The organism is Streptomyces polyrhachis (assembly GCF_042663125.1).
In the GTDB taxonomy this organism is placed as follows: Bacteria; Actinomycetota; Actinomycetes; order Streptomycetales; family Streptomycetaceae; genus Streptomyces; species Streptomyces polyrhachii.
Genome location: NZ_JBHSZO010000024.1, coordinates 79,369 through 97,824, shown reverse-complemented (window position 1 = coordinate 97,824; position 18,456 = coordinate 79,369). Strand labels below are relative to the sequence as shown.

14 protein-coding genes and 1 pseudogene are annotated in these 18,456 nt (G+C 69.3%); 6 read left to right on the top strand and 9 right to left on the bottom strand.

Features of this window, described 5'->3' with window-relative positions; translation table 11 throughout:
- Positions 1-162 precede the first annotated feature (162 nt).
- Both ACFQLX_RS16645 and ACFQLX_RS16640 read right to left on the bottom strand, forming a co-directional pair.
- Positions 163-1,944, bottom strand: coding sequence for a reverse transcriptase/maturase family protein (locus ACFQLX_RS16645; protein WP_386415836.1), 1,782 nt, complete (start codon positions 1,942-1,944; stop codon positions 163-165).
- A 534-nt stretch (positions 1,945-2,478) separates the two neighbouring features.
- Positions 2,479-3,203 (bottom strand): annotated as a pseudogene (locus ACFQLX_RS16640) (IS5 family transposase); the annotation flags it as partial.
- 49 nt (positions 3,204-3,252) lie between these two features.
- Between ACFQLX_RS16640 and ACFQLX_RS16635 the strand changes: the two are divergent.
- Complete coding sequence (locus ACFQLX_RS16635; RefSeq protein WP_386415833.1) at positions 3,253-4,065, top strand: tyrosine-type recombinase/integrase; 813 nt, start codon at positions 3,253-3,255, stop codon at positions 4,063-4,065.
- Between the two features lie 225 nt (positions 4,066-4,290).
- Here the strand turns inward: ACFQLX_RS16635 and dapA are convergent, their stop codons facing one another.
- Positions 4,291-5,223 carry a 4-hydroxy-tetrahydrodipicolinate synthase gene (gene dapA, locus ACFQLX_RS16630; RefSeq protein ID WP_386415831.1) on the bottom strand — a complete coding sequence of 311 codons (933 nt, stop codon included), beginning with the start codon at positions 5,221-5,223 and terminating at the stop codon, positions 4,291-4,293.
- 258 nt (positions 5,224-5,481) lie between these two features.
- On the opposite strand from dapA, the gene ACFQLX_RS16625 reads away from it, so the two are divergent.
- On the top strand, positions 5,482-6,999 hold the full coding sequence (locus tag ACFQLX_RS16625; RefSeq protein WP_386415830.1) for a hypothetical protein: 1,518 nt from the start codon (positions 5,482-5,484) through the stop codon (positions 6,997-6,999).
- A gap of 103 nt (positions 7,000-7,102) precedes the next feature.
- Here ACFQLX_RS16625 and ACFQLX_RS16620 read toward each other — a convergent pair whose 3' ends face one another.
- Both ACFQLX_RS16620 and ACFQLX_RS16615 read right to left on the bottom strand, forming a co-directional pair.
- Complete coding sequence (locus tag ACFQLX_RS16620; RefSeq protein ID WP_386415828.1) at positions 7,103-7,546, bottom strand: hypothetical protein; 444 nt, start codon at positions 7,544-7,546, stop codon at positions 7,103-7,105.
- 26 nt (positions 7,547-7,572) lie between these two features.
- Entirely contained in the window at positions 7,573-7,965 is a 393-nt protein-coding gene (locus ACFQLX_RS16615) for a chymotrypsin family serine protease (RefSeq protein ID WP_386415826.1), read from the bottom strand.
- Positions 7,966-8,124: 159 nt separating this feature from the next.
- Between ACFQLX_RS16615 and ACFQLX_RS16610 the strand changes: the two genes are divergently transcribed.
- Positions 8,125-11,118 (top strand): Tn3 family transposase, encoded by a 2,994-nt coding sequence (locus ACFQLX_RS16610; RefSeq protein ID WP_386415824.1) that lies wholly within the window; start codon positions 8,125-8,127, stop codon positions 11,116-11,118.
- A gap of 3 nt (positions 11,119-11,121) precedes the next feature.
- Here the strand turns inward: ACFQLX_RS16610 and ACFQLX_RS16605 are convergent, their stop codons facing one another.
- Positions 11,122-12,300 carry a hypothetical protein gene (locus ACFQLX_RS16605; protein ID WP_386415821.1) on the bottom strand — a complete coding sequence of 393 codons (1,179 nt, stop codon included), beginning with the start codon at positions 12,298-12,300 and terminating at the stop codon, positions 11,122-11,124.
- A 465-nt stretch (positions 12,301-12,765) separates the two neighbouring features.
- Between ACFQLX_RS16605 and ACFQLX_RS16600 the strand changes: the two genes are divergently transcribed.
- Entirely contained in the window at positions 12,766-13,773 is a 1,008-nt protein-coding gene (locus ACFQLX_RS16600; RefSeq protein ID WP_386415818.1) for a recombinase family protein, read from the top strand.
- Here ACFQLX_RS16600 and ACFQLX_RS16595 read toward each other — a convergent pair.
- Positions 13,759-14,574 carry a hypothetical protein gene (locus ACFQLX_RS16595; protein ID WP_386415816.1) on the bottom strand — a complete coding sequence of 272 codons (816 nt, stop codon included), beginning with the start codon at positions 14,572-14,574 and terminating at the stop codon, positions 13,759-13,761. The genes ACFQLX_RS16600 and ACFQLX_RS16595 overlap by 15 nt on opposite strands.
- A gap of 453 nt (positions 14,575-15,027) precedes the next feature.
- Between ACFQLX_RS16595 and ACFQLX_RS16590 the strand changes: the two genes are divergently transcribed.
- On the top strand, positions 15,028-16,458 hold the full coding sequence (locus ACFQLX_RS16590; protein ID WP_386415849.1) for an alkaline phosphatase PhoX: 1,431 nt from the start codon (positions 15,028-15,030) through the stop codon (positions 16,456-16,458).
- 38 nt (positions 16,459-16,496) lie between these two features.
- Here the strand turns inward: ACFQLX_RS16590 and ACFQLX_RS16585 are convergent, their stop codons facing one another.
- Together ACFQLX_RS16585 and ACFQLX_RS16580 are read right to left on the bottom strand one after the other, a co-directional pair.
- Entirely contained in the window at positions 16,497-16,709 is a 213-nt protein-coding gene (locus ACFQLX_RS16585) for a hypothetical protein (protein WP_386415814.1), read from the bottom strand.
- A 99-nt stretch (positions 16,710-16,808) separates the two neighbouring features.
- Positions 16,809-17,015 (bottom strand): hypothetical protein, encoded by a 207-nt coding sequence (locus ACFQLX_RS16580; protein WP_386415812.1) that lies wholly within the window; start codon positions 17,013-17,015, stop codon positions 16,809-16,811.
- A 133-nt stretch (positions 17,016-17,148) separates the two neighbouring features.
- Between ACFQLX_RS16580 and ACFQLX_RS16575 the strand changes: the two genes are divergently transcribed.
- Positions 17,149-18,366 (top strand): TerD family protein, encoded by a 1,218-nt coding sequence (locus ACFQLX_RS16575; protein WP_386415810.1) that lies wholly within the window; start codon positions 17,149-17,151, stop codon positions 18,364-18,366.
- Positions 18,367-18,456: the final 90 nt, after the last annotated feature.

Sequence of the window (18,456 nt, the reverse complement as noted above, 5' to 3'; positions counted from 1 at the left end):
GCGGGGGTGGCGTTCGTAGCGGTGGTTGAGTCGGCGGTAGCCGGTCAGCCAGGACGTTGGGTCGGCCACGCGGTGAGGTGCCCGCTGTGAGCGAGTCCTGTTCCGCGCGGCCTCCCGCCGAACCGGACATGACGGTTTCCCGGTCATCCGGCTCTCCAGTGACTACGGCGTGAATGTTCTGGCTGGCTGTTCCGAGTGGATCCGGTCGTGGCAGACGTCGCAGGCCACGACCATTTTGCGGCGTCGTTGGAGCATGACGCGTGCCCAGTCGGAAGGCTTCCATCCGGCATGTGCGAGGTCGGCGAGAGCGCGGACGTGGTGCACTTGCACGTTGCCCTTGCTTCCGCAGATTTCGCAGGTGTCCGCCAGGAGTCTCGCGATGAGTTCCTTTTGCGGATCGTCCACCCGGACCGGCTCGCGGTCGGCGAGTTGAGCCGCTCGCTGCCGTTGGAGGGGAATTCCACCGAAACGTGCCACCAGTGGCTTCCTGTTCTTCCGTTCGATACGGGCCTCGAAGCAGACTCGGGGCCCGTTCGGTGTGTCGATTCTGGCCTTGTGCTTGGCGGCCATCTTCGACACGGACGAGCGGTGCTTGGCCGCGAGAGTCTTGAGCATGGAGGTTTCCATGACCCATTGCAGCCGGTGCAGCCGGAAGACATCTCCGGCGAGCAGGTAGTACTGGACGATGCCCCGGTAGACGGTCCCGAAGGTCGCCACGATCGCGTGATCGGTGCTGTTGATCAGGGCCGTCCTCTTCGCGGGTTCTCCGCGGGCGAGATAGGGCGCGCATTTGGCTTTGATCACGTCCCGGGGGACACGGAGGGCGATCTGGCCGTTGACCCGACGGTAACGGCCGGTCTTCTTCGTGTTGTTGTACTGGGTTGTGATCTCGTAGCCGAGGAACCTCGCTGCCCCGGTGCGGGCGTGAGTGATCAGCGTCTTCTCCTGGGACAGTTCCAGCCTGAGTTCGTCACGCAGGAACTGGGCCAGGCGGTGCTTGATCTGTTCGGCCTCGGCTTTCGGTCCGGTGAAACCAAGGAGATGATCGTCCGCGTAGCGTACGTAGCGCAGCCTACGATATGCCGGATCGTTCGGATCCGCACTCGGTAGGCTGACCATCCGCTGACGCAGCGCACGGGCCTGGGCTCGGTCGCCGCACCGGCGGCCCTTCGCCAGCAGATTCTGCAACTCCAGATACGCCGGGTTTCGGGCCCGGCGCTTCCCTCGGGTGTACTCCGGAACGAGGACTTTCTCGACGAACTCGTCCAGCTTGTGCAGGTAGATGTTGGACAGAACCGGGGAGGCCACTCCCCCTTGCGGTGCTCCGGAGAGCGTGGCACCCCACTTCCAGTCCTCCAGGTATCCAGCCTTGAGCATGTTGCGCACCAGCCGCAGAAACCGCTGGTCATGGATCTTCTCACCGAGGATCGACAGCAGGACCTGGTGGTCCAGGCTGCCGAAGCAGTCGGCGATGTCCCCTTCGATGAACCAGGATGTCCCGGTCCAGGTGTGGTCCACCTCCCGCAGAGCGGTATGGCAACCACGGCGGGGACGAAATCCATGGGAGCGGTCGGAGAACGTCGGCTCGTAATACGCCTCCAACAGCAGGCGGATCACTTCGCCGACGAGCTTGTCCGACCAGGTCGGCAGCCCCAGCGGACGCGTCGCCCCGTTCTTCTTCGGGATATGGACGCGCCGGACCGGACGGAAGCGGTAGCGCTCATGGCGCATCGCCTCGATGATCCGGCCGATCTTCCGCTGGGACATGCCGTCCACGGTTTCCGGGGTGACCCCGGGCGTCATCGCGCCATGGTTGGCGTAGATCCGCCCGTAGGCCAGCAGATACAACTGCGGGTTGAACAGCTGTCGATATAGTTCCTCGCACGGCAGGCTATGCCTGCCGCGTTCACGCAGGACACCCAGCACCGTTTTGGCGCTCTGCATTTCGCATACCTCCCGACTCTGTGGTGTCCGAATCACCTGGCCCCCTTCGCCCGATGTGGACGGCTTTCCCGTTCTCCCTGGCCGGTCGTGACTCCGGCGACTACTACGGGGCCTCCGTCGCCATAGGACTCGCGTCCCGTAGGCGATCCCACGTTCGTCTCTGTCTGTACGTTCTAGCGCGACGTAGGCGTCCCACTCATCTCCTTGAATGTCCTCGCTGGACATCGCCCCGCTTCCCGGAGGTGCACCAGGTAACAATGAAACCCGGTGCAGGGAACGGCGTCGGTTTCAGTCGTCTTTCCGACGGATGGGAACTTGCATCTTCTGGAGATTGGGATTCAAACAATCCAGTCTTCGCCATATCACGCGGGCCGCCCGGCACACCGTCTCCGACAACTGAGCCCGGTCACTGGTTTTCTGACATGCTGTTGTCCCCTTCACCTTTCGGATCCAGGTAAGTCATCCGGCCCAGGAACCTCCTTCCGAGTTCCTCCCGGCTGAGCCGGGGATACAAACAGAGCGCCTCGTGGCGCACATGGTTCTCTCGACCACCCAGCGGTGACGGCCCAGCCGTTGTGAGGACTCGACACCCTTGCGGGCGATACGGACCCCGATGTGTTTCCCGCGAAGCCATTTCCGCAGGTGGGGAACGTCGTAGGCCTTGTCGGCGTGAAGGCGCTGGGGTTTGAAGTGGCGACCGCGGTGGGGGTCGTGTCTCCTTACGTTGTTCTTGGGCTGATTCCGGTCACTCGTTTGGTGACTGAGCACCATAGGCTTCAGCGCGAGGCTGTCGTGGGTGTTGGCGGCCGAGAGGTCGACGACGAGGGGCAGTCCGTTCGCGTCCGGCAGGACGTGCATCTTGGAACCCGGCTTGCCTCGGTCCACGGGGCTCGGACCGGTGAGGTCGCCTCTTTTTTCGCCCTCACGTGGGCGGAGTCGAGGACCGCGCGGGACAGGTCGAGCAGGCCGGCGTCGTCCAGGCGGTGGAGGATCTCCTCGTGCAGCCGGCCCCACACACCCGCTCTGGACCAGATCAGGAACCGGCGATGGGCTGTTGACTTCGATATCCCAAAACACGGCGGCAGGGCCCGCCAGGCGCATCCGCTGACCAGTACGTAGATGATCGCGGCGAACAGCGTCTCATCAGGCGTGTCCTGCGTTCCGCCGCCCTGCGGCCGCACCTTCGACGGCGGGATCAGCGGCTTCGCGATCTCCCACAACCCGTCCGGAACAATCCAACTCCACGTACCCCGCCCCATGACGACCTCAACGACCGCCTCACCACATAGGACACGGTCTAAGGACTGGATGGCGGCGCTCACCATCGACCCGGTGACCCGCGAGAGTGTCGAGATCCGGCTGCGGGTCCACGCCCTGCCGTACCTCGGTGACCGCCCCATGGCCTCGTTCCGGCCCTCGCACCTGCGCGCGTGGATGCGACAGCTGGAGGCGACGGGACGCGCGGCCTCCTACCGGCGGTCGATCTTCGCCAACGTGTCGGCCGCGTTCACGGCTGCTGTGGAAGACCGGATCATCGCCGAGAACCCTTGCCGGGCTCGCTCGGTTCGGGCGCCGTCCCTCGACGAGCGCAAGGTCAAGCCGTGGTCCCTTGACCGCGTCATGGCCATGCATGAGGCGGTGCCGGACGCCTGCCGGGAGATGGTGTCCCTCGGGGCGGGCTGCGGGCTCCATCAAGGCGAGATCTTCGGCCTGGCCCTCGAAGACATCGACTTCCTCGGCGGTACGGTGCGCGTCGTCCGGCAGGTCAAGCTCATCCGGGGCGTTCAGGCGATCTTCGGCCCGCCCAAGGGCGGCAAGGAACGTCACGTGCCGCTCCCCGAGACGGTCTCTTTCGCACTGGCGGCTCACATCACGAAGCATCCGCCAGTAGAGGTCACTCTGCCGTGGAAGCCCCCGGACGGCTCGCCGGTCACGGCCTCGCTGCTGTTCGTCAACGCCCGGAACCAATGGCTGCACCGGTTCCGCTTCAACCGGTCTGTGTGGCGTCCGTCGCTCACTTCCGCCGGCATACCCCTCGGCCGCGAGAACGGCATGCACGCCCTCTGTCGCTTCTACGCCTCCGTGCTCCTGGACGCGGGGGAGCCTCAAGACCCTGAGTGAATACCTCGGTCATCACGACCCGAGCTTCACCCTCCGCACGTACACGCACCTGATGCCGAACAGCGAAGCGCGCCCCCGGGCCGCCGTGGATCGGGTCTTCCGGAACCCGGGTGACACCCACGACGGCCCCGATACGGCCCATGAGGCAACATGAACCCGTGACCTGCAGGGGGCTCAGAACAGCCACAACTGACCGTCGGAGACGACGGATCGGGGGCGTCCTCCCTATACGGGGAGGGCGTCCCCCGTCGGTACGCGGGGCTCGGCGCAGGCGGCCCGCAGCGCCTCCCACTCGCGCACCAGCCCCGCCGTCAGCTCGTCGTCCGCCCCAAGCAGCGGTGCGCGGACCGGGCCCGCGGGCAGGCCGCGGGCTGCCAGGAGCGCCTTCGCCGTCACCGTGCCGGGGACGCCCGAGGCCATGACCTTGGTGATCAGGGGGGTCAGGGCCAGGTGGTGGCGGGTGGCCGCCGCCGGGTCGCCCGCCGCGTACGCGTCCAGGACCGCGCGGACCTCGCGCGGGGCCGCGTTCGCGACCGTGCTGACGAAGCCCGCCGCGCCGATCGCGCGCAGGCTGAGGTTCTGCTCGTCGCAGCCGGCGTAGATCGCCAGGTCCGTCGCCGCCAGGAGGCGGGAGACCTTCAGGACGTCCGCCGAGCAGTCCTTGACGCCGACGATCCGCGGGTGTTCGGCGAGCGCCGCCAGGGTCTCGTACGACAGCTCGCTGCCCGTGCGCACCGGGATGTCGTAGAGCAGCACCGGCAGTTCGGCCGCCTCCGCCACCGTGCGGAAGTGGTGGGCCAGCGCCTCCTCGCCCGGACGGGAGTAGTACGGGGCCACCACCAGCAGGCCGTGCGCCCCCGACCTGCGGGCGGCGTGGGCGAGTTCGACCGTGTGGCGGGTGTCGCTGGTGCCCACGCCCGCGATGACCGAGGCACGGTCGCCGACCGCCTCGGCGACGGCCCGTACCAGCACGGACTTCTCCTCGTCGCTCGTCGTGGGCGACTCGCCCGTGGTGCCGCTCAGCACCAGGGCGTCCAGTCCGCCCTCGTCGACGAGGTACGCGGCCAGCCGCTGCGCGCCGTCGACGTCGAGCGAGCCGTCGGCGGTGAACGGCGTGATCATGGCGGCGGCGTGACGGCCGAGGGGTGCGTGGTCCATGAGGCCAGCCTGGAACCCCCCGTCGTTCACGTCCACTTAGAGTTTCTGCGGATCGTCGTTCAGTTCTTCTTAGGCGACGACGGCCCTCCCCCGGATGGGTGAGCCCCCGTCAGCCGGTGTCGGACCCCCGCCGGGAAGCGGGCCGCCGCCGGGTGGGACCGGACCGGCGCGGGCGCCGGAAGCGGAGTTGCCGGGCCCGGCCGATGGCCTAGGCTGAGGCACCGCCCCCTTTCCTCCCCCGCCCCGCCGGAGTCGACGATGACCTCCTCTGACCGCCCCATGGTGCCGCCCGTCCGGCTGCCCGCCGAAGCGGACCTCGCCCGCGCCGCCCTCGCCGCACCGCTCTTCTCCCGCGCCGCCGTCCTCGCCCGCTGGGTCCGCCCCGGCACCCCCGTCGACGCGGGCGGCGACCTGCTGGACGACGACCTGGCCGCCGCCGCCGAAGTCCTCGCGCTGAGCGGCGAGGACGCCCTCGCGGAGGCCGGCGAGGCATGGAGCCTGGCCCTGGACGCCGGACTGGTGGCCGTCGAGGAGGGCACCGAGGAGAACGGGGCACCCGCCGCCGAGGGCGAGGACGCCCCCGCCGGCACGGTCGTCGCCGGCGGCGAGGTCGAGGTGCTCGCCAAGGGCTCCCCGAGCGAGATCCTCGAACTGTGGGCCGCCGGCTGCGAGTCGGTCATCGCCGACGCCGCGCTGCCCGACATGAGCGACTTCTTCGACCGGATCTCCCTGAGCGGCGAGAACGGCGAACTGGACGTGTCCACCATCGACTTCGAGGACGCCGACCTCGACTTCGAGGGCGAGGCGGAGTTCCTGGAGGAGGCCCTGGCCAACCTCTACGTCTTCACGGCGGTGGAGACCGCCGGCGAGCCCGTCCCGCTGCCCGCGCTGGCCGCCTCCCTCGTCGTACCGGACGACATGGACGAGCCGACGGACGAGGTCATCGAGCAGGTCTCCGAGGCGATGATGCGCCTGGACGAGCAGCTGCGGCTGCTGGAGCCGATGGGGCTGGTGGAGTACCGGCCGATGGACGACTCCATGGTGCTGGAGGACGGCTCCGTGGAGGAGCCCGAGGAGCCCGGCGAGGAGGACGTCGCCCGCTACGGACAGGTCCGCCTCACCCCGCTCGGCGTCTACGCCCTGCGTCAGCGGCTGCTGGACGACGGCATGGACGCCCCCGTCCTGGGCGAGCTCGCCGACAAGGACGCCGACGCCCTCCTGGCGGCCCTGCCCCGCTACTTCGACGCAGCCGCCGAGGCCGAGGCCGCCGCCTGGCTCCAGGGGCGCGACCCGCTCCAGGCCGCCCGCGAGCTGCTCGCCGCCGCGCGCGGCGCCGACGCCGCCGCACCGCTGCGCCGGCTCACCGCCCAGCAGGCGCTGACCGGCGTCGGCGCCGCCGCGGAGCCCGCGCTGCGGGAGGTCCTCGACGACCCCGAACTGGGCGGACTGGCCCGCGTCTGGCTGACCGAGCACGGCGCCTCCGACATCCCGCTGCCCGACGAGCGGATGGTCCTGTGGCTGACCATTGACACCCTCGCCGCCCAGCTCGACCGCCCCGGCATGGACGAGGGCATGGCGCTGGCCGAGCTGGCGGACCTGGTGGAGGGGCTGGTGGCGCAGCACGACGGCTTCTTCGACCGGGCGTGGCGGGTGGACCACCCGGCGACCGCCGCCGTACTGGAGGCGATGGGCCGGCTGCACCCGGACAAGGCACTGGCCAAGGAGGCCCGTAAGGCGGCCTTCAAGGCCAAGTCCAAGAACGACGCGGCGGGTTGAGACCGACTCTGCCGCCGGCAGGTCGCGCCGCGCACACCGGGGGCGGCGGGCGACCCGCCGCCCCCGGCTCTGCGCGGGGAGGATGCTGTGCGCCCGGAGGCGCTCAGCACTCGTAGCGCGTGGTGTGCTTGAACGAGGACGTCGCCCCGTCGAAGCCGTACGTGCCCCGGTAGGCGGGCGGGTTCTGGTACTCGCCGACGATCGTGATCGTCGACGCGCACGAGCCCTGCCCCGTCTTCCTGGCGTCCAGCCTCAGCTGCTCGCCCAGGAAGCCGCCCGTGACCTCCCACGGCGCGCCGCAGATACCCGCGGTGATCTGGCCGCCGGTGATGGCGTGCGGATAGGTGGTCGGGTTGTAGGTCAGGTCGATGGCGAACGTGACCGAACCGGCGTGCAGTTCCAGCCTGCACGGCGTGGACAGCGCCACCGGGTCCGCCGCGAGCGCGGCGAACGCCTCGTCGCGCGTCTTGACCTCGGCGCCCTGCGCGTTGAAGAACCGGTGCTCCGTACGCGCCCGGCTCTTCTTCCTCTGTGCGGCCTGCGTCATGGTGCTTCCCCTCTGCTCGGGTCGGATCAGGCCAACTGCTCGGCGATTTCGACCCGCAGCAACGCGCGTACGTTCTCGATGTGGTTGACCACGGTGATGACGGACGAGCCGGCGAACAGCAGCCCCGTCGCCACGTTGTCGTAGGAGGTGACCAGGGAACCCGAGTCGCCGCCGGCGGAGATGTTGGTGGTGAGGATCTGGTCGCGGAAGCGGGCGGTGCCGGCCGTCCCGTAGTCGACGTCGATCACCGCGTCGACCGAGACGATCCGGCCGAAGCTGATGTTCGTGGTCCGGCCCGTCTTCTTCACCAGGTCGCCGACCGCCACGTTCGCCCGGCGCCGCCAGGCACGCGGCGCCCCGCTGAAGTACTGCTGGCGGGTGGCGTCCTGGAAGGAGACCGAACCGAGCGCCGCGTCCACGACGTTGTTGGCCCTGTTCTCCCGAAGCTGCCGCGAAGTGACAAGTAACTCTCTGTAGCGGATCTGGGGTGTGCTTGTCAGCGTTTTCGATCTTCTGGGTTCGTAGGGGGCCGTGCTCGGCGACGTTGGTCCGGTCATGACGACCGGAAGGAGCCTGGGGTGCGGCAGGAGTGGGAGCCGGAGGACCTGATCGAGGTCTGGACGCTGCTGGAGGAGGATCAGGAGCGGTTGCGGAACAAGTCGGGGGCGAACCGGTTGGGGTTCGCGCTGTTGCTGAAGTTCTTCGAGGTGGAGGCCCGGTTCCCGGAGAACGCCGAGGAGATCCCGGCGCCGGCGGTGTCGTACGTCGCCCAGCAGGTGAAGGTGCCCGCCGAGGAGTGGGCCGCTTACGACTGGGCGGGGCGGGCGATCAAGCGGCACCGGGTGGAGATCCGGGGCGCGTTCGGCTTCCGGGAGTGCACGGAGGAGGACCAGGCCCAGCTCACCGAATGGCTGGCGGTGGAGCTGTGCGGGGTGGAGCTGTCGAGGGACCGGCTGGCGGAGGCGGTGGTGGCCCGCTGCCGCAAGGACCGGCTGGAGCCGCCGACGCCGGGGCGTATCGCCCGCCTGGTGGGGTCGGCGGTCAGCACCTTCGAGGAGCGGTTCTGCGCGACCACGGTGGGCCGGTTGTCTGCGGCGACCCGGTCCCGGCTGGATGACCTGATCGCCGAGGACGCCGAGGCGAGCGAGGACAGCGCGGGCGGCGGGGGCACGTTTTTCACGGAGTTGAAGGCCGACCCGGGCGCGCTGGTGCTGGACAGCCTGCTGGCGGAGGTGAACAAGCTCCAGCGGGTGCGCGCGCTGGAGCTGCCGCCGGGGCTGTTCGGGGACGTGACGGAGAAGCTGGTGGCTGCCTGGCGGGCGCGGGCGTCGAAGGAGTACCCCTCGGACCTGCGGGCGGCGGGCGGCCCGGTGCGGTACATGCTGCTGTCGACGCTGTGCCATGTGCGGGAGACGGAGATCACCGACTCGCTGGTGGAGCTGTTCATCCAGCTCGTGCAGAAGATCAACACGCGGGCGGAGAAGAAGGTCGAGGGCGAGTTCAACAAGGAGATGAAGCGGGTCCGCGGCAAGGAGGGCATCTTGCTGCGGCTGGCGGAGGCTGCGGTCGCCGAGCCGGGCGGCACGGTCCGCAAGGTGATCTATCCGGTGGCCGGGGAGTCGACGCTGAAGGCGCTGGCGGCGGAGGCGGCGGCGAACGAGGCCCGTTACCGGGCCCGGGTGCGTACGGTGCTTCGCTCGTCGTACTCCAACCACTGGCGGCGGATGCTCTCGCCGCTGCTGGGCGCGCTGGAGATGAAGTGCAACAACACCGCCTACCGGCCGGTGATGGACGCGATCGACCTGCTCAAGCGGTACCTGGACCAGCCCATCGCCAAGGAGGGCGCGTTCTTCGACGAGGCGGAGAAGATCCCGCTGGCGGGCGTCGTGCGCGAGGAGTGGCGCAAGGCGGTGGTGGACGAGCGCGGCCGGGTCGAGCGCATCCCGTACGAGCTGTGCGTGCTCGTGGCGCTGCGGGACGCGCTGCGGCGGCGGGAGATCTGGGTGCCGGGCGCGAACCGGTGGCAGAACCCGGAGGACGATCTGCCGCCGGACTTCGAGGACAACCGTGATGTGCACTACGACGCGATCCGTCAGCCGCAGGACCCTGGGGCGTTCATCGGGGCCCTTCAGAAGCGGCTGCGCGAGGCCCTGACCCGCTTCGACACGGCGCTGGAGGTGGGCACCACGGGCGGGGTGGACATCGTCCGTCGGCACGGCGAGCCGTGGATCAAGGTCTCGCCGCTGGGCAAGCAGGAGGAGCCGGAGAACCTGGTCGCCTTGAAGGCTGAAATTGAACGCCGTTGGGGCACTATCGACCTGATCGACATCCTCAAGGAGGCCGAGTTCGCCACCGGCTTCACCGGCGAGTTCACGTCGGTCGCCACACGCGAGGCGGTACCGAAGGCGGTGCTGCGGCGCCGCCTGCTGCTGGTGTTGTTCGCGCTGGGGACGAACATGGGGATCAAGCGGGTCGCGGTCACCGGCAAGCACGGCGAGAGCGAGGCCGTGCTGCGGCGGGTGCGGCACCTGTTCGTCAACCGGGCCAACCTGCGCTCCGCGCTGGTGCGGCTGGTCAACGCCACCTTCGCCGCCCGCGATGCCGCGTGGTGGGGCGAGGGCACCGCCTGCGCGAGCGACTCGAAGAAGTTCGGCTCCTGGTCCAGCAACTTCATGACCGAGTGGCACCAGCGCTACCGCGGGCCCGGGGTGATGATCTACTGGCACGTCGAGAAGAAGTCGCTGTGCGTCTACAGCCAGCTCAAGTCCTGCTCGGCCTCCGAGGTCGCCGCGATGATCGAGGGCGTGCTGCGGCACTGCACGGACGTGGAGATCGACCGGCAGTACACCGACACGCACGGCGCCTCCATCGTCGGGTTCGCCTTCGCCCACATGCTCGGCTTCAACCTACTGCCCAGGCTGAAGAACGTCGGCTCCGCGCGGCTGTACCGGCCGACGGCCGGGGAGGACGAGAAGTGGCCGAACCTGGCGCCGGTGCTGTCGACCAAGACGATCGACTGGGACCTGATCCGCCAGCAGTACGACCAGATCGTGAAGTACACCACCGCTCTGCGCCTGGGCACCGCCGAGGCCGAGCAGGTCCTGCGCCGCTTCACCCGCGGTGGGCCCAAGCACCCCACCTACCGGGCGATCGAGGAACTGGGCCGGGCGGCACGTACGGCGTTCATCTGCGACTACCTCGCGGACGCCGGCCTGCGCCGCGAGATCAACGACGGGCTCCAGGTCGTGGAGAACTGGAACTCCGCCAACCACGATCTGTTCTACGGCAAGGACGGCGACCTGACCGGTTCCGACAAGGAGTCCCAGGAGGTCTCCATGCTGGCCCTGCACTTGCTGCAGTCCGCGCTGGTGCACGTCAACACCCTGTTGCTCCAGGACATCCTGAGCGAGGAGAAGTGGCAGAAGCGGCTCACCGACGCCGACCGGCGGGCTCTGTCCCCGCTGTTCTGGACGCACGTGAACCCCTACGGCCGGTTCGAGCTGGACATGAACTCCCACCTCGACCTCGCCGCCGCGGCGGCCACGGTGCCGCACGCCTTCGATGAATGCTGAGGCTCAGCGGAAGTTCTCAGCTTTCTGTGCAAGAGCCCATACGTAGTACCACTTCTCGTCTTTGAGGGGGCGGGTGCTGTTTTCTGCGAAGGCATTGAGCATCCCCCAGGCGCCCCCCGTGGCGCCGATGGAAGCTACGACGGTTTGCAGGGCAGGACCGTATACCGCCAAGAGAACAGCTCCCAGACTCCCTATGGCTGCACCTGCGGCCTGAACTGCCCTCTTCTTTTTGACTAGCCTGAGACGGGAATCAATGTCGCGGACCTGGTCCGAAATGTTCAGACCAATGCGAGTGAGTTCCACTTCTGAATCCACCGCGTTCAGGGCCGGGTCAAGCTCTAGTAGCCGTTCACGAAGAAAGTCACGAAAGGAAGAAAATGATCCAAATTCATCCATTGTGATCTTACTGAAGTTCGTGAGCGAGGTCCCTTCGATGACCGGGATCCGCATGTTAATCACGGGGCGCACCATGCGGCTCTTGACCGGGTTGACTCCGGACACGTCCACCGCTCGTCCGTTGCGAACGAGGAAGTCGACTATTCCACTGGAAGAGAATTCGTGAATTTCGTGTGGTTCACGTTCCCCTGTCCCATAGAACGCCCCAGTTCGAAGGAATTCTGGCTCGTGCGCTGGCCCCTCGTACGTTGAAGTGTAGTACTTGGGGAGGAACCACGTTGCACCTGATGAGATAAGCGGCTTAGCGCCCAATACCCATTGCCCGATTTCGTCATGGGGGACTTCAGCGTAGACGTATCGATCCTCGCCTTCCGGGGAATTGTGATCCCTGCACACTGGCATCGGTCCGGGCTTTCGACGCGCTAGGCGCGGCACCGGCGATTCATCTTCGCCAGCGTCGTTGGATATCACTAGCGTGTCGGATATCAGTGCAGTCCTTTTAGTGAGCGTCTCTAGGTTGCTTCTTCTGTCTACGGATAGGGCTACATGGTAGGGGTGGTCACGGTTCTCCTCGTTCAACAAGGCTGCTGGTTCGGCCCTCCATAAGGATTCGCAGTAGGCGCGGCCAATTTTGCTGTGTAGGTGAATTTTCATTCGCGCCCGTCGAACTGAGCGATCGCTGTACATTTTCACGCCGCTCATATTGCGGAAACGTTCGCTATCCAGGAAGGCCATCACTTCAGCTACTGCGGGGTTCTGAATAGGTCCTTCTTGCTTGCGTCGCATACGGGTATTGTCCTCTGCCCGCTCCGTGCAGGGAAGGGTTACGAGCAAGCCTCGCCGAGCTGCTGCCCGACTCCACCGAACCGTTCTACGGCCGGACGGTGGCGGGGTACACCACGGCGACGCTGCGGCCGTAGAACGGTGGCTCAGTCGGGTCCGGTGGGAGGACGCGATGGTGCCGTAGGCCAGTGTGGCGGGGGACTGTGGTCGGCCAAGCGCGGCGCCTACCGCAACCAACTGCTCGGCGGTCCGCACGACGCAGGCGCCGATTGCTGGTGATCTTCACCGAAGGTGAGCAAGGGGTGGAGCTGCACGCGGGGTTGCTCGCACAAACGGTCCTTTGCGCGAGCAAGATCAACCAGGGGGCGCGAGACCCCGCCGATCCCGGATTTGCTCTCAGAACCCGTTCTCACTCAAAAGTGGGACGGACCCCCTTCTGAGAGTTGCATTGTGCGAAAATCCGGGCCCATGACGGACCCTCAGCAGCCCCTCCCGGCCGACCGGTCGGACGCGGACGACGTCGAACAGCACGCCTGTCCGAAGTGCGACGCACAGCCCGGCTCACCGTGCCGCTCGCGCGGCGGCGTGGTCGCCTCCGCCTACCACACCCGCCGCTTCACCCTGGTGCCCCGGCTGAAGAAGGCGCTGCGGGTACCGACCCCGGCCGACCGCGGTCCGGGCCGGCCGTGGCGGCCGGGCACCCCGCCGCCGGCGCCGATCGACCCGGACCTGCCGAGCGCGGACATCCGCATCGGGTACGCGCGGTGCTCGACGCTCGGGCAGGAACTCGACTCCCAGCTCGACGCGCTCGCGGGGCACGGCATCCCCAGGGACAAGATCTTCAGCGAGAAGATCAGCACCCGGGTCCGGGTCCGCCCGAAGTTCGAGGAGGCGCTGCGGACCGCGCGGGAGGTCAAGGCGCACGCCCCGCACTGCCGGGTCACCTTCACCGTGTACGAGATGAAGCGCCTCGGCCGCGACGCCGCCGAACTCACCGCACTCGCCGACCACCTCACCGCCCACGGCCTGGTCCTGGAGATGCTGGCCGGGCCCCTGCCCGGCATCTACGACCCCACGGGGCCGGGCAAGCTGCTGTTCGCGTTCTTCGCCGCGATGGCGGAGACCGAGCGGGAGAACATCCGCGAGTCGACGCTGGAGGGGCTCGACACCGCGGCCCGCAAGGGCAAGCACGGCGGCCGGCCACCGGTCATCACCGACGACATGCTGCACACCGTGCTGCGGCGCCGCGCGGGCGGCGAGTCCGTCGAGGAGATCCAGTCCGACCTGATCATCCCCACCGGCAAGCGCAAGGGACAGAACCCCTCCGTCGCCAGCATCTACCGGGCGCTCGCCGAGCACGAGAAACGGGCGGCATACCCGGAAGCCGTCGAACAGGCCCACGCCGACTTCGCCGTCCTCACCGGCAGCGAGGTTCCTGAACCTCGTGCAGAAGCCAAGGCCCTAACGACACGCTGAGTTACTTGTCACTTCGCGGCAGCTTCGGGAGAACAGGGCCTTGTTGTGCCGGTCGAGCGGGATCTGCGGGGCGAACTGGATGCTGACGAAGCGCTCCAGCGTCGCGATCCGGTCCTGCGGGTCCATGCCGCCGTCGAAGACGCCGGGCTGCAGGATCGGGCTGCCCGGCTGGGCCCGGTTGGAGTCGGCGAGCACGTGGTTGTTGCTCAGCACGTAGAACTTCGCCGGAACGCCCAGGCCCGGGCCGGGCGGGTCGGTGGTGGCGCCGGGCAGGAAGTCGTACACCACGGAGCCCAGCGTGCCCGCGGTGACGCGGATGTTGCCGATCGAGTAGCCGGCCGGGCAGGGCCGCAACCGCCGGGTGAGCAGCTGCGGTTCGAGCGCCATCCGGGACTGCGGCTCCTCCGGCAGCGGCGGCGCGAGGAACTCGGCCATGCCGCCGTCGGAACGGGGCATCCGCTCCTCCTCGGCCCGCTGGCCGGGGATGCCCTGCCGGCGCGCGGTGCTGCGCTGGGCGGAGACCTGGCCGACGGCCAGTACGTCGGTGGGGGTGCCGTCGTCCATCTGGCGCGGTACGACGTCGCGTTCGGGGAGCATCGACTCCGGGACCTTCTGCGTCACGAAGACGAGTACCGCCTCCTCACCCGTGGGGCGGCCGTGCGTCCACTTCACGCCGTGGCCGAAGCCGATGACGTTGGAGAGCGGGCGCTGCGGGTTGAGGAAGTCACTCTGTGCCTGCTGGCGGGAGGAATCGCTCACCTGTCCGCCGGTGGGTCCGCGCATCATCTCGGGCCGGCTCACGCCAGACCACCTCTTTCGGACTCTCTTTCTGTGTCGAACCCGGATCTCGCGAAGGAGTCCGACGGCGGGACTCGAAGACGTGACGGCACACCGTGGAACGGCGTCGCAAGGGGTTCGCTGAGCAGGGGCCGGACTCGTACGACGACGGCCGGCGCGGGGAGGCGGTGGATGGGGCCACCACCCCCGGCTGCGGTGCTTACAGGACCCGGTCTATTGCCCGCGAGGCGGTGCGGTCAAGGAGTTATACGAGAAATCTTGGTATCTGCGGCCTACGGGGCAATTGACCTTGGTTGCGCGTGATGCGCGGGCCGATGCACCGGACGTGCGCACCCGCGCGCTGACAGGCCGAATCCGCGAGCGGAAGTCGCGCCCCGTTCAACCGCCGTTCGCCGGGGGGCGCGAGCCTGGGCGCGCCACGTCGGAGAGACGCCTTCCCGTACGCCAGGAGAGATGATGCCGCTCACCCGCAGAGACTTCGTGCAGCGTTCCGCGACCGCCGGTGCCGCGCTGGCCATCGCCGGCAGCGCCGGGGTGCTGGCCACCGCACCGGGGGCACTGGCCGCCGCGCCCGGCGGGACCTTCGGTGCCGAGCCCGGGTACGGGCCGCTGCTGGCCGACCCGGCGGGCCTGCTCGCGCTGCCCGCCGGCTTCTCCTACCGCGTGCTGGCCCGCGCCGGGGTCAGCCGGCTGGAGTCGGGGGAGCCCACCCCGGGCAACCAGGACGGCACGGCCGCCTTCGAGGGCCCGCGCGGCTCGACGCTGCTGGTCGTCAACCACGAGATCGGCGACCCGCTCGCCGACGCCGACCTGCCCGTGCCGCACGCGCAGGGCCAGGTCTACGACCCGGCCGCCGCCGGCGGCTGCACGGTCGTCCAGGTCTCCAAGCAGGGCGAGACCGTCGGCCAGTGGGTCGGCATCGCCGGCACGGCCGACAACTGCGCGGGCGGCAGCACCCCGTGGGGCACCTGGCTGACCTGCGAGGAGACCGAGGTCAGGGCCGGCCAGGACGGCATGACCAAGGACCACGGCTACGTCTTCGAGGTCGACCCCCGCGACGTGCGCGCCAACCGCGACCCCAAGCCGATCAAGGCGCTGGGGCGTTTCGCGCACGAGGCCGTCGTGGTCGACCCCAGGCGCGGCCACCTCTACCTCACCGAGGACGCCTCCAAGCCCAACGGCCTCCTCTTCCGCTGGACCCCGCCCCGCGGCTTCCAGCACGGCCGCGGACAGCTGCGCACCCTCGCCGACGACGCGGGCACGCTGCAGGCGCCGCGCTGCTTCGACTCCGGCGGCACCTTCGTCGACGACCTCTCGCGGGCCACGCAGATCGGCACCGTCTACGGCGTCGACTGGGTGGACGTACCCGACCGCGACGCGCGCGAGACGTCGATCCGCAAGCAGTTCACCGCCGGCGAGGTGACGCGGGCGCGCAAGCTGGAGGGCATGTGGTGGGGCGACGGCGGGGCGTACCTCGTCTCCTCCTACGCCCGCTCGGAGAGCCCCGGGGCGCCGCACGACGGCTCGGTGTGGTTCTACAACCCCTCGCGGCGCACCCTCACCCTGAAGGTGCTCCTGGGCGTCAACCCGGACACCTCGGTCGACGGCGCGCTGGACGGCCCCGACAACATCACCGTCTCCCCGTACGGCGGCCTGATCCTCGCCGAGGACGGCGCGGGTGTCCAGCACCTCTTCGGCGCCACGGAGGACGGGCGCACGTACGCCATCGCGCGCAACGAGCTGAACATCGGCAGCGCGGAGGAGCCGGAGTACAGCGAGTTCACGGGTGTGACCTTCTCCCCTGACGGGAAGACGCTGTACGCCAACATCCAGGACCCGGGGGTCATGCTGGCGATCACAGGGCCGTGGGGGCGGCAGGGCGACTGACGGCGCGGGGCGCGCGGGGGCCGGGGGCGCTGAGCGGCTCAGGCGGCCCACTGGTGGGGAGCGCCACCGCGCCACTCCACCAGGTGCGGATCGTCCAGCGCGATGTCGGCGTCCCCGAACCCGGCCGCCCGCAGCAGCCCGACCAGCTCCCCGTCGTCGTGCGCCAGCCCCACATCCTCCCCGCGCACACTCACCCGCCGTCCCCCGCCCGGGGACGGCGGGTGCACCACGAGGGGGGCCTGCCAGACCATGGCTCCATGGTGCCCCGAACGGCCGCGGGGCGCGCGGCGGCGGCCTTTTCGTACGCTGCCTGGCGAGCCTCCGCCGCCCCCTCCCGCCGGGTACGCCCCTCAACCCACGTACACATCCGTGTACTCGGGGCCGTCCGGGCCCGCCACGCAGCCTTCCAGGGGGTCCGGGGTGCCGTACATCAGGACCAGGGCGAAGGACTGGCCGCGGGAGCAGCCGCGGTCCACCCAGGCGTCCGCGAAGGCGTTCCAGATCCAGCCGCCGATCAGGGCGGCGGCCCCCAGCAGCGCCAGGATGCGTATCGGCATGGCCCCTTCTCTCCTCGCCCCTCGGCAACGGGCGTCAAGGTACCGCGTCCGTACCCGGGGGTGGGGCGGAGCGGCGAACGGATGAGGAGCGGAACCGGGGGTGCGGGCCGTTCGTTGGACGATCATGACTGCGATGACCCCTGGCTCGAATCTCCCCCTGAGCGCCGCGCGCGTGGCCGTGGACGTGACGGCGCCCGTCCGGCTCGACGTATCGGGACTGCTGCTCGGTGAGTCGGGCAAGGTGCGCTCGGACGACGACTTCATCTTCTACAACCAGCCCGCCGGGCCCGGGGTGGCGCACAGCTCCTCCGGCGCCGCCGACACGATCACCGTGGACACCGGCGCCCTCCCCGCCGACGTCGAGCGCGTCGTCGTCACCGCCAGCGTGGACGGCGGCACCTTCGCCGGTACGGAGCCCACGGCGACGGTGCGCGACGCCGCCTCCGGCGCGGTCATCGCCACCTTCACGCCGCCGCGCCTGACCGCCGAGACGGCGCTCGTGGTGGTCGAGGTCTACCGGCGTGCCGGCGCGTGGAAGGTCCGCGCGGTGGGCCAGGGCTACGCCGAGGGGCTGGCGGGCATCGCGACGGACTTCGGCGTCTCGGTCGACGACCCGGGCCCGGCGCCGACGCCGCAGGCGCCGCCCGCGCCGGTGCGCACCCCGCCCCCCGCGCCCCAGGCCGGCGGCTTCGCGCCGCCGCCCTGCGCGCCGGCACCCGCCTGGCCCGCGCCCGCCGCACCGGTCGCGCCCCCCGCCTCCGGCAAGATCAACCTCGACAAGGGCCGCGTCAGCCTCCAGAAGAACCAGACCGTCTCCCTGGTCAAGGGCGGCCGGCCGCTGCTCTCCTCCGTACGGATGGGCCTGGGCTGGGAGCCCGCCCACAGCACGGGGCGCCGCGCCAAGGCCGTCGACCTCGACGCCTCGGTCATCGCCTTCGGCCCCCAGCGCAACAAGATCGACGCCTGCTTCTTCGGCAAGCTCCAGATCCTGGGCGGCACCATCCAGCACTCCGGGGACAACCTCACCGGCGAGGGCGCCGGCGACGACGAGGCGATCACCGTGCACCTCGGCGGCCTCCCGCCGGAGGTCACGGGCCTGGTCTTCACGGTGAACTCCTTCTCCGGCCAGAAGTTCACGGACGTGGCCAAGGCGTACTGCCGCCTGCTGGACGCCGCCACCGGCGAGGAGCTGGTCCGCTTCGACCTGACCTCCTCCGAGCCGCGCACGGGCGTCATGATGGCCAAGCTGATCAGGCAGCACAGCGGCGAGTGGGAGATGACGGCGATGGGCGAGTACGTCGACTCGCGCACCGTACGCGGCATGGCCAAGCCCGCCGCCGCGGCGCTCTAGCCGCCGATCAGGCGCCCAACACCCAGCGCCCGAGCGGGAGTCCGGACCCGCTCGGGCGTCAATCGAACACCAAACTTCACCCTCACTCGA

Excerpts from the sequence above, each read along its gene's own strand:
- ACFQLX_RS16645 (WP_386415836.1), bottom strand. The coding sequence starts at position 1,944 with ATGCAGAGCGCCAAAACGGTGCTGGGTGTCCTGCGTGAACGCGGCAGG.
- ACFQLX_RS16635 (WP_386415833.1), top strand. The coding sequence starts at position 3,253 with ATGGCGGCGCTCACCATCGACCCGGTGACCCGCGAGAGTGTCGAGATC.
- dapA (WP_386415831.1), bottom strand. The coding sequence starts at position 5,223 with ATGGACCACGCACCCCTCGGCCGTCACGCCGCCGCCATGATCACGCCG.
- ACFQLX_RS16625 (WP_386415830.1), top strand. The coding sequence starts at position 5,482 with ATGACCTCCTCTGACCGCCCCATGGTGCCGCCCGTCCGGCTGCCCGCC.
- ACFQLX_RS16620 (WP_386415828.1), bottom strand. The coding sequence starts at position 7,546 with ATGACGCAGGCCGCACAGAGGAAGAAGAGCCGGGCGCGTACGGAGCAC.
- ACFQLX_RS16605 (WP_386415821.1), bottom strand. The coding sequence starts at position 12,300 with ATGCGACGCAAGCAAGAAGGACCTATTCAGAACCCCGCAGTAGCTGAA.
- ACFQLX_RS16600 (WP_386415818.1), top strand. The coding sequence starts at position 12,766 with ATGACGGACCCTCAGCAGCCCCTCCCGGCCGACCGGTCGGACGCGGAC.
- ACFQLX_RS16590 (WP_386415849.1), top strand. The coding sequence starts at position 15,028 with ATGCCGCTCACCCGCAGAGACTTCGTGCAGCGTTCCGCGACCGCCGGT.
- ACFQLX_RS16585 (WP_386415814.1), bottom strand. The coding sequence starts at position 16,709 with ATGGTCTGGCAGGCCCCCCTCGTGGTGCACCCGCCGTCCCCGGGCGGG.
- ACFQLX_RS16580 (WP_386415812.1), bottom strand. The coding sequence starts at position 17,015 with ATGCCGATACGCATCCTGGCGCTGCTGGGGGCCGCCGCCCTGATCGGC.
- ACFQLX_RS16575 (WP_386415810.1), top strand. The coding sequence starts at position 17,149 with ATGACCCCTGGCTCGAATCTCCCCCTGAGCGCCGCGCGCGTGGCCGTG.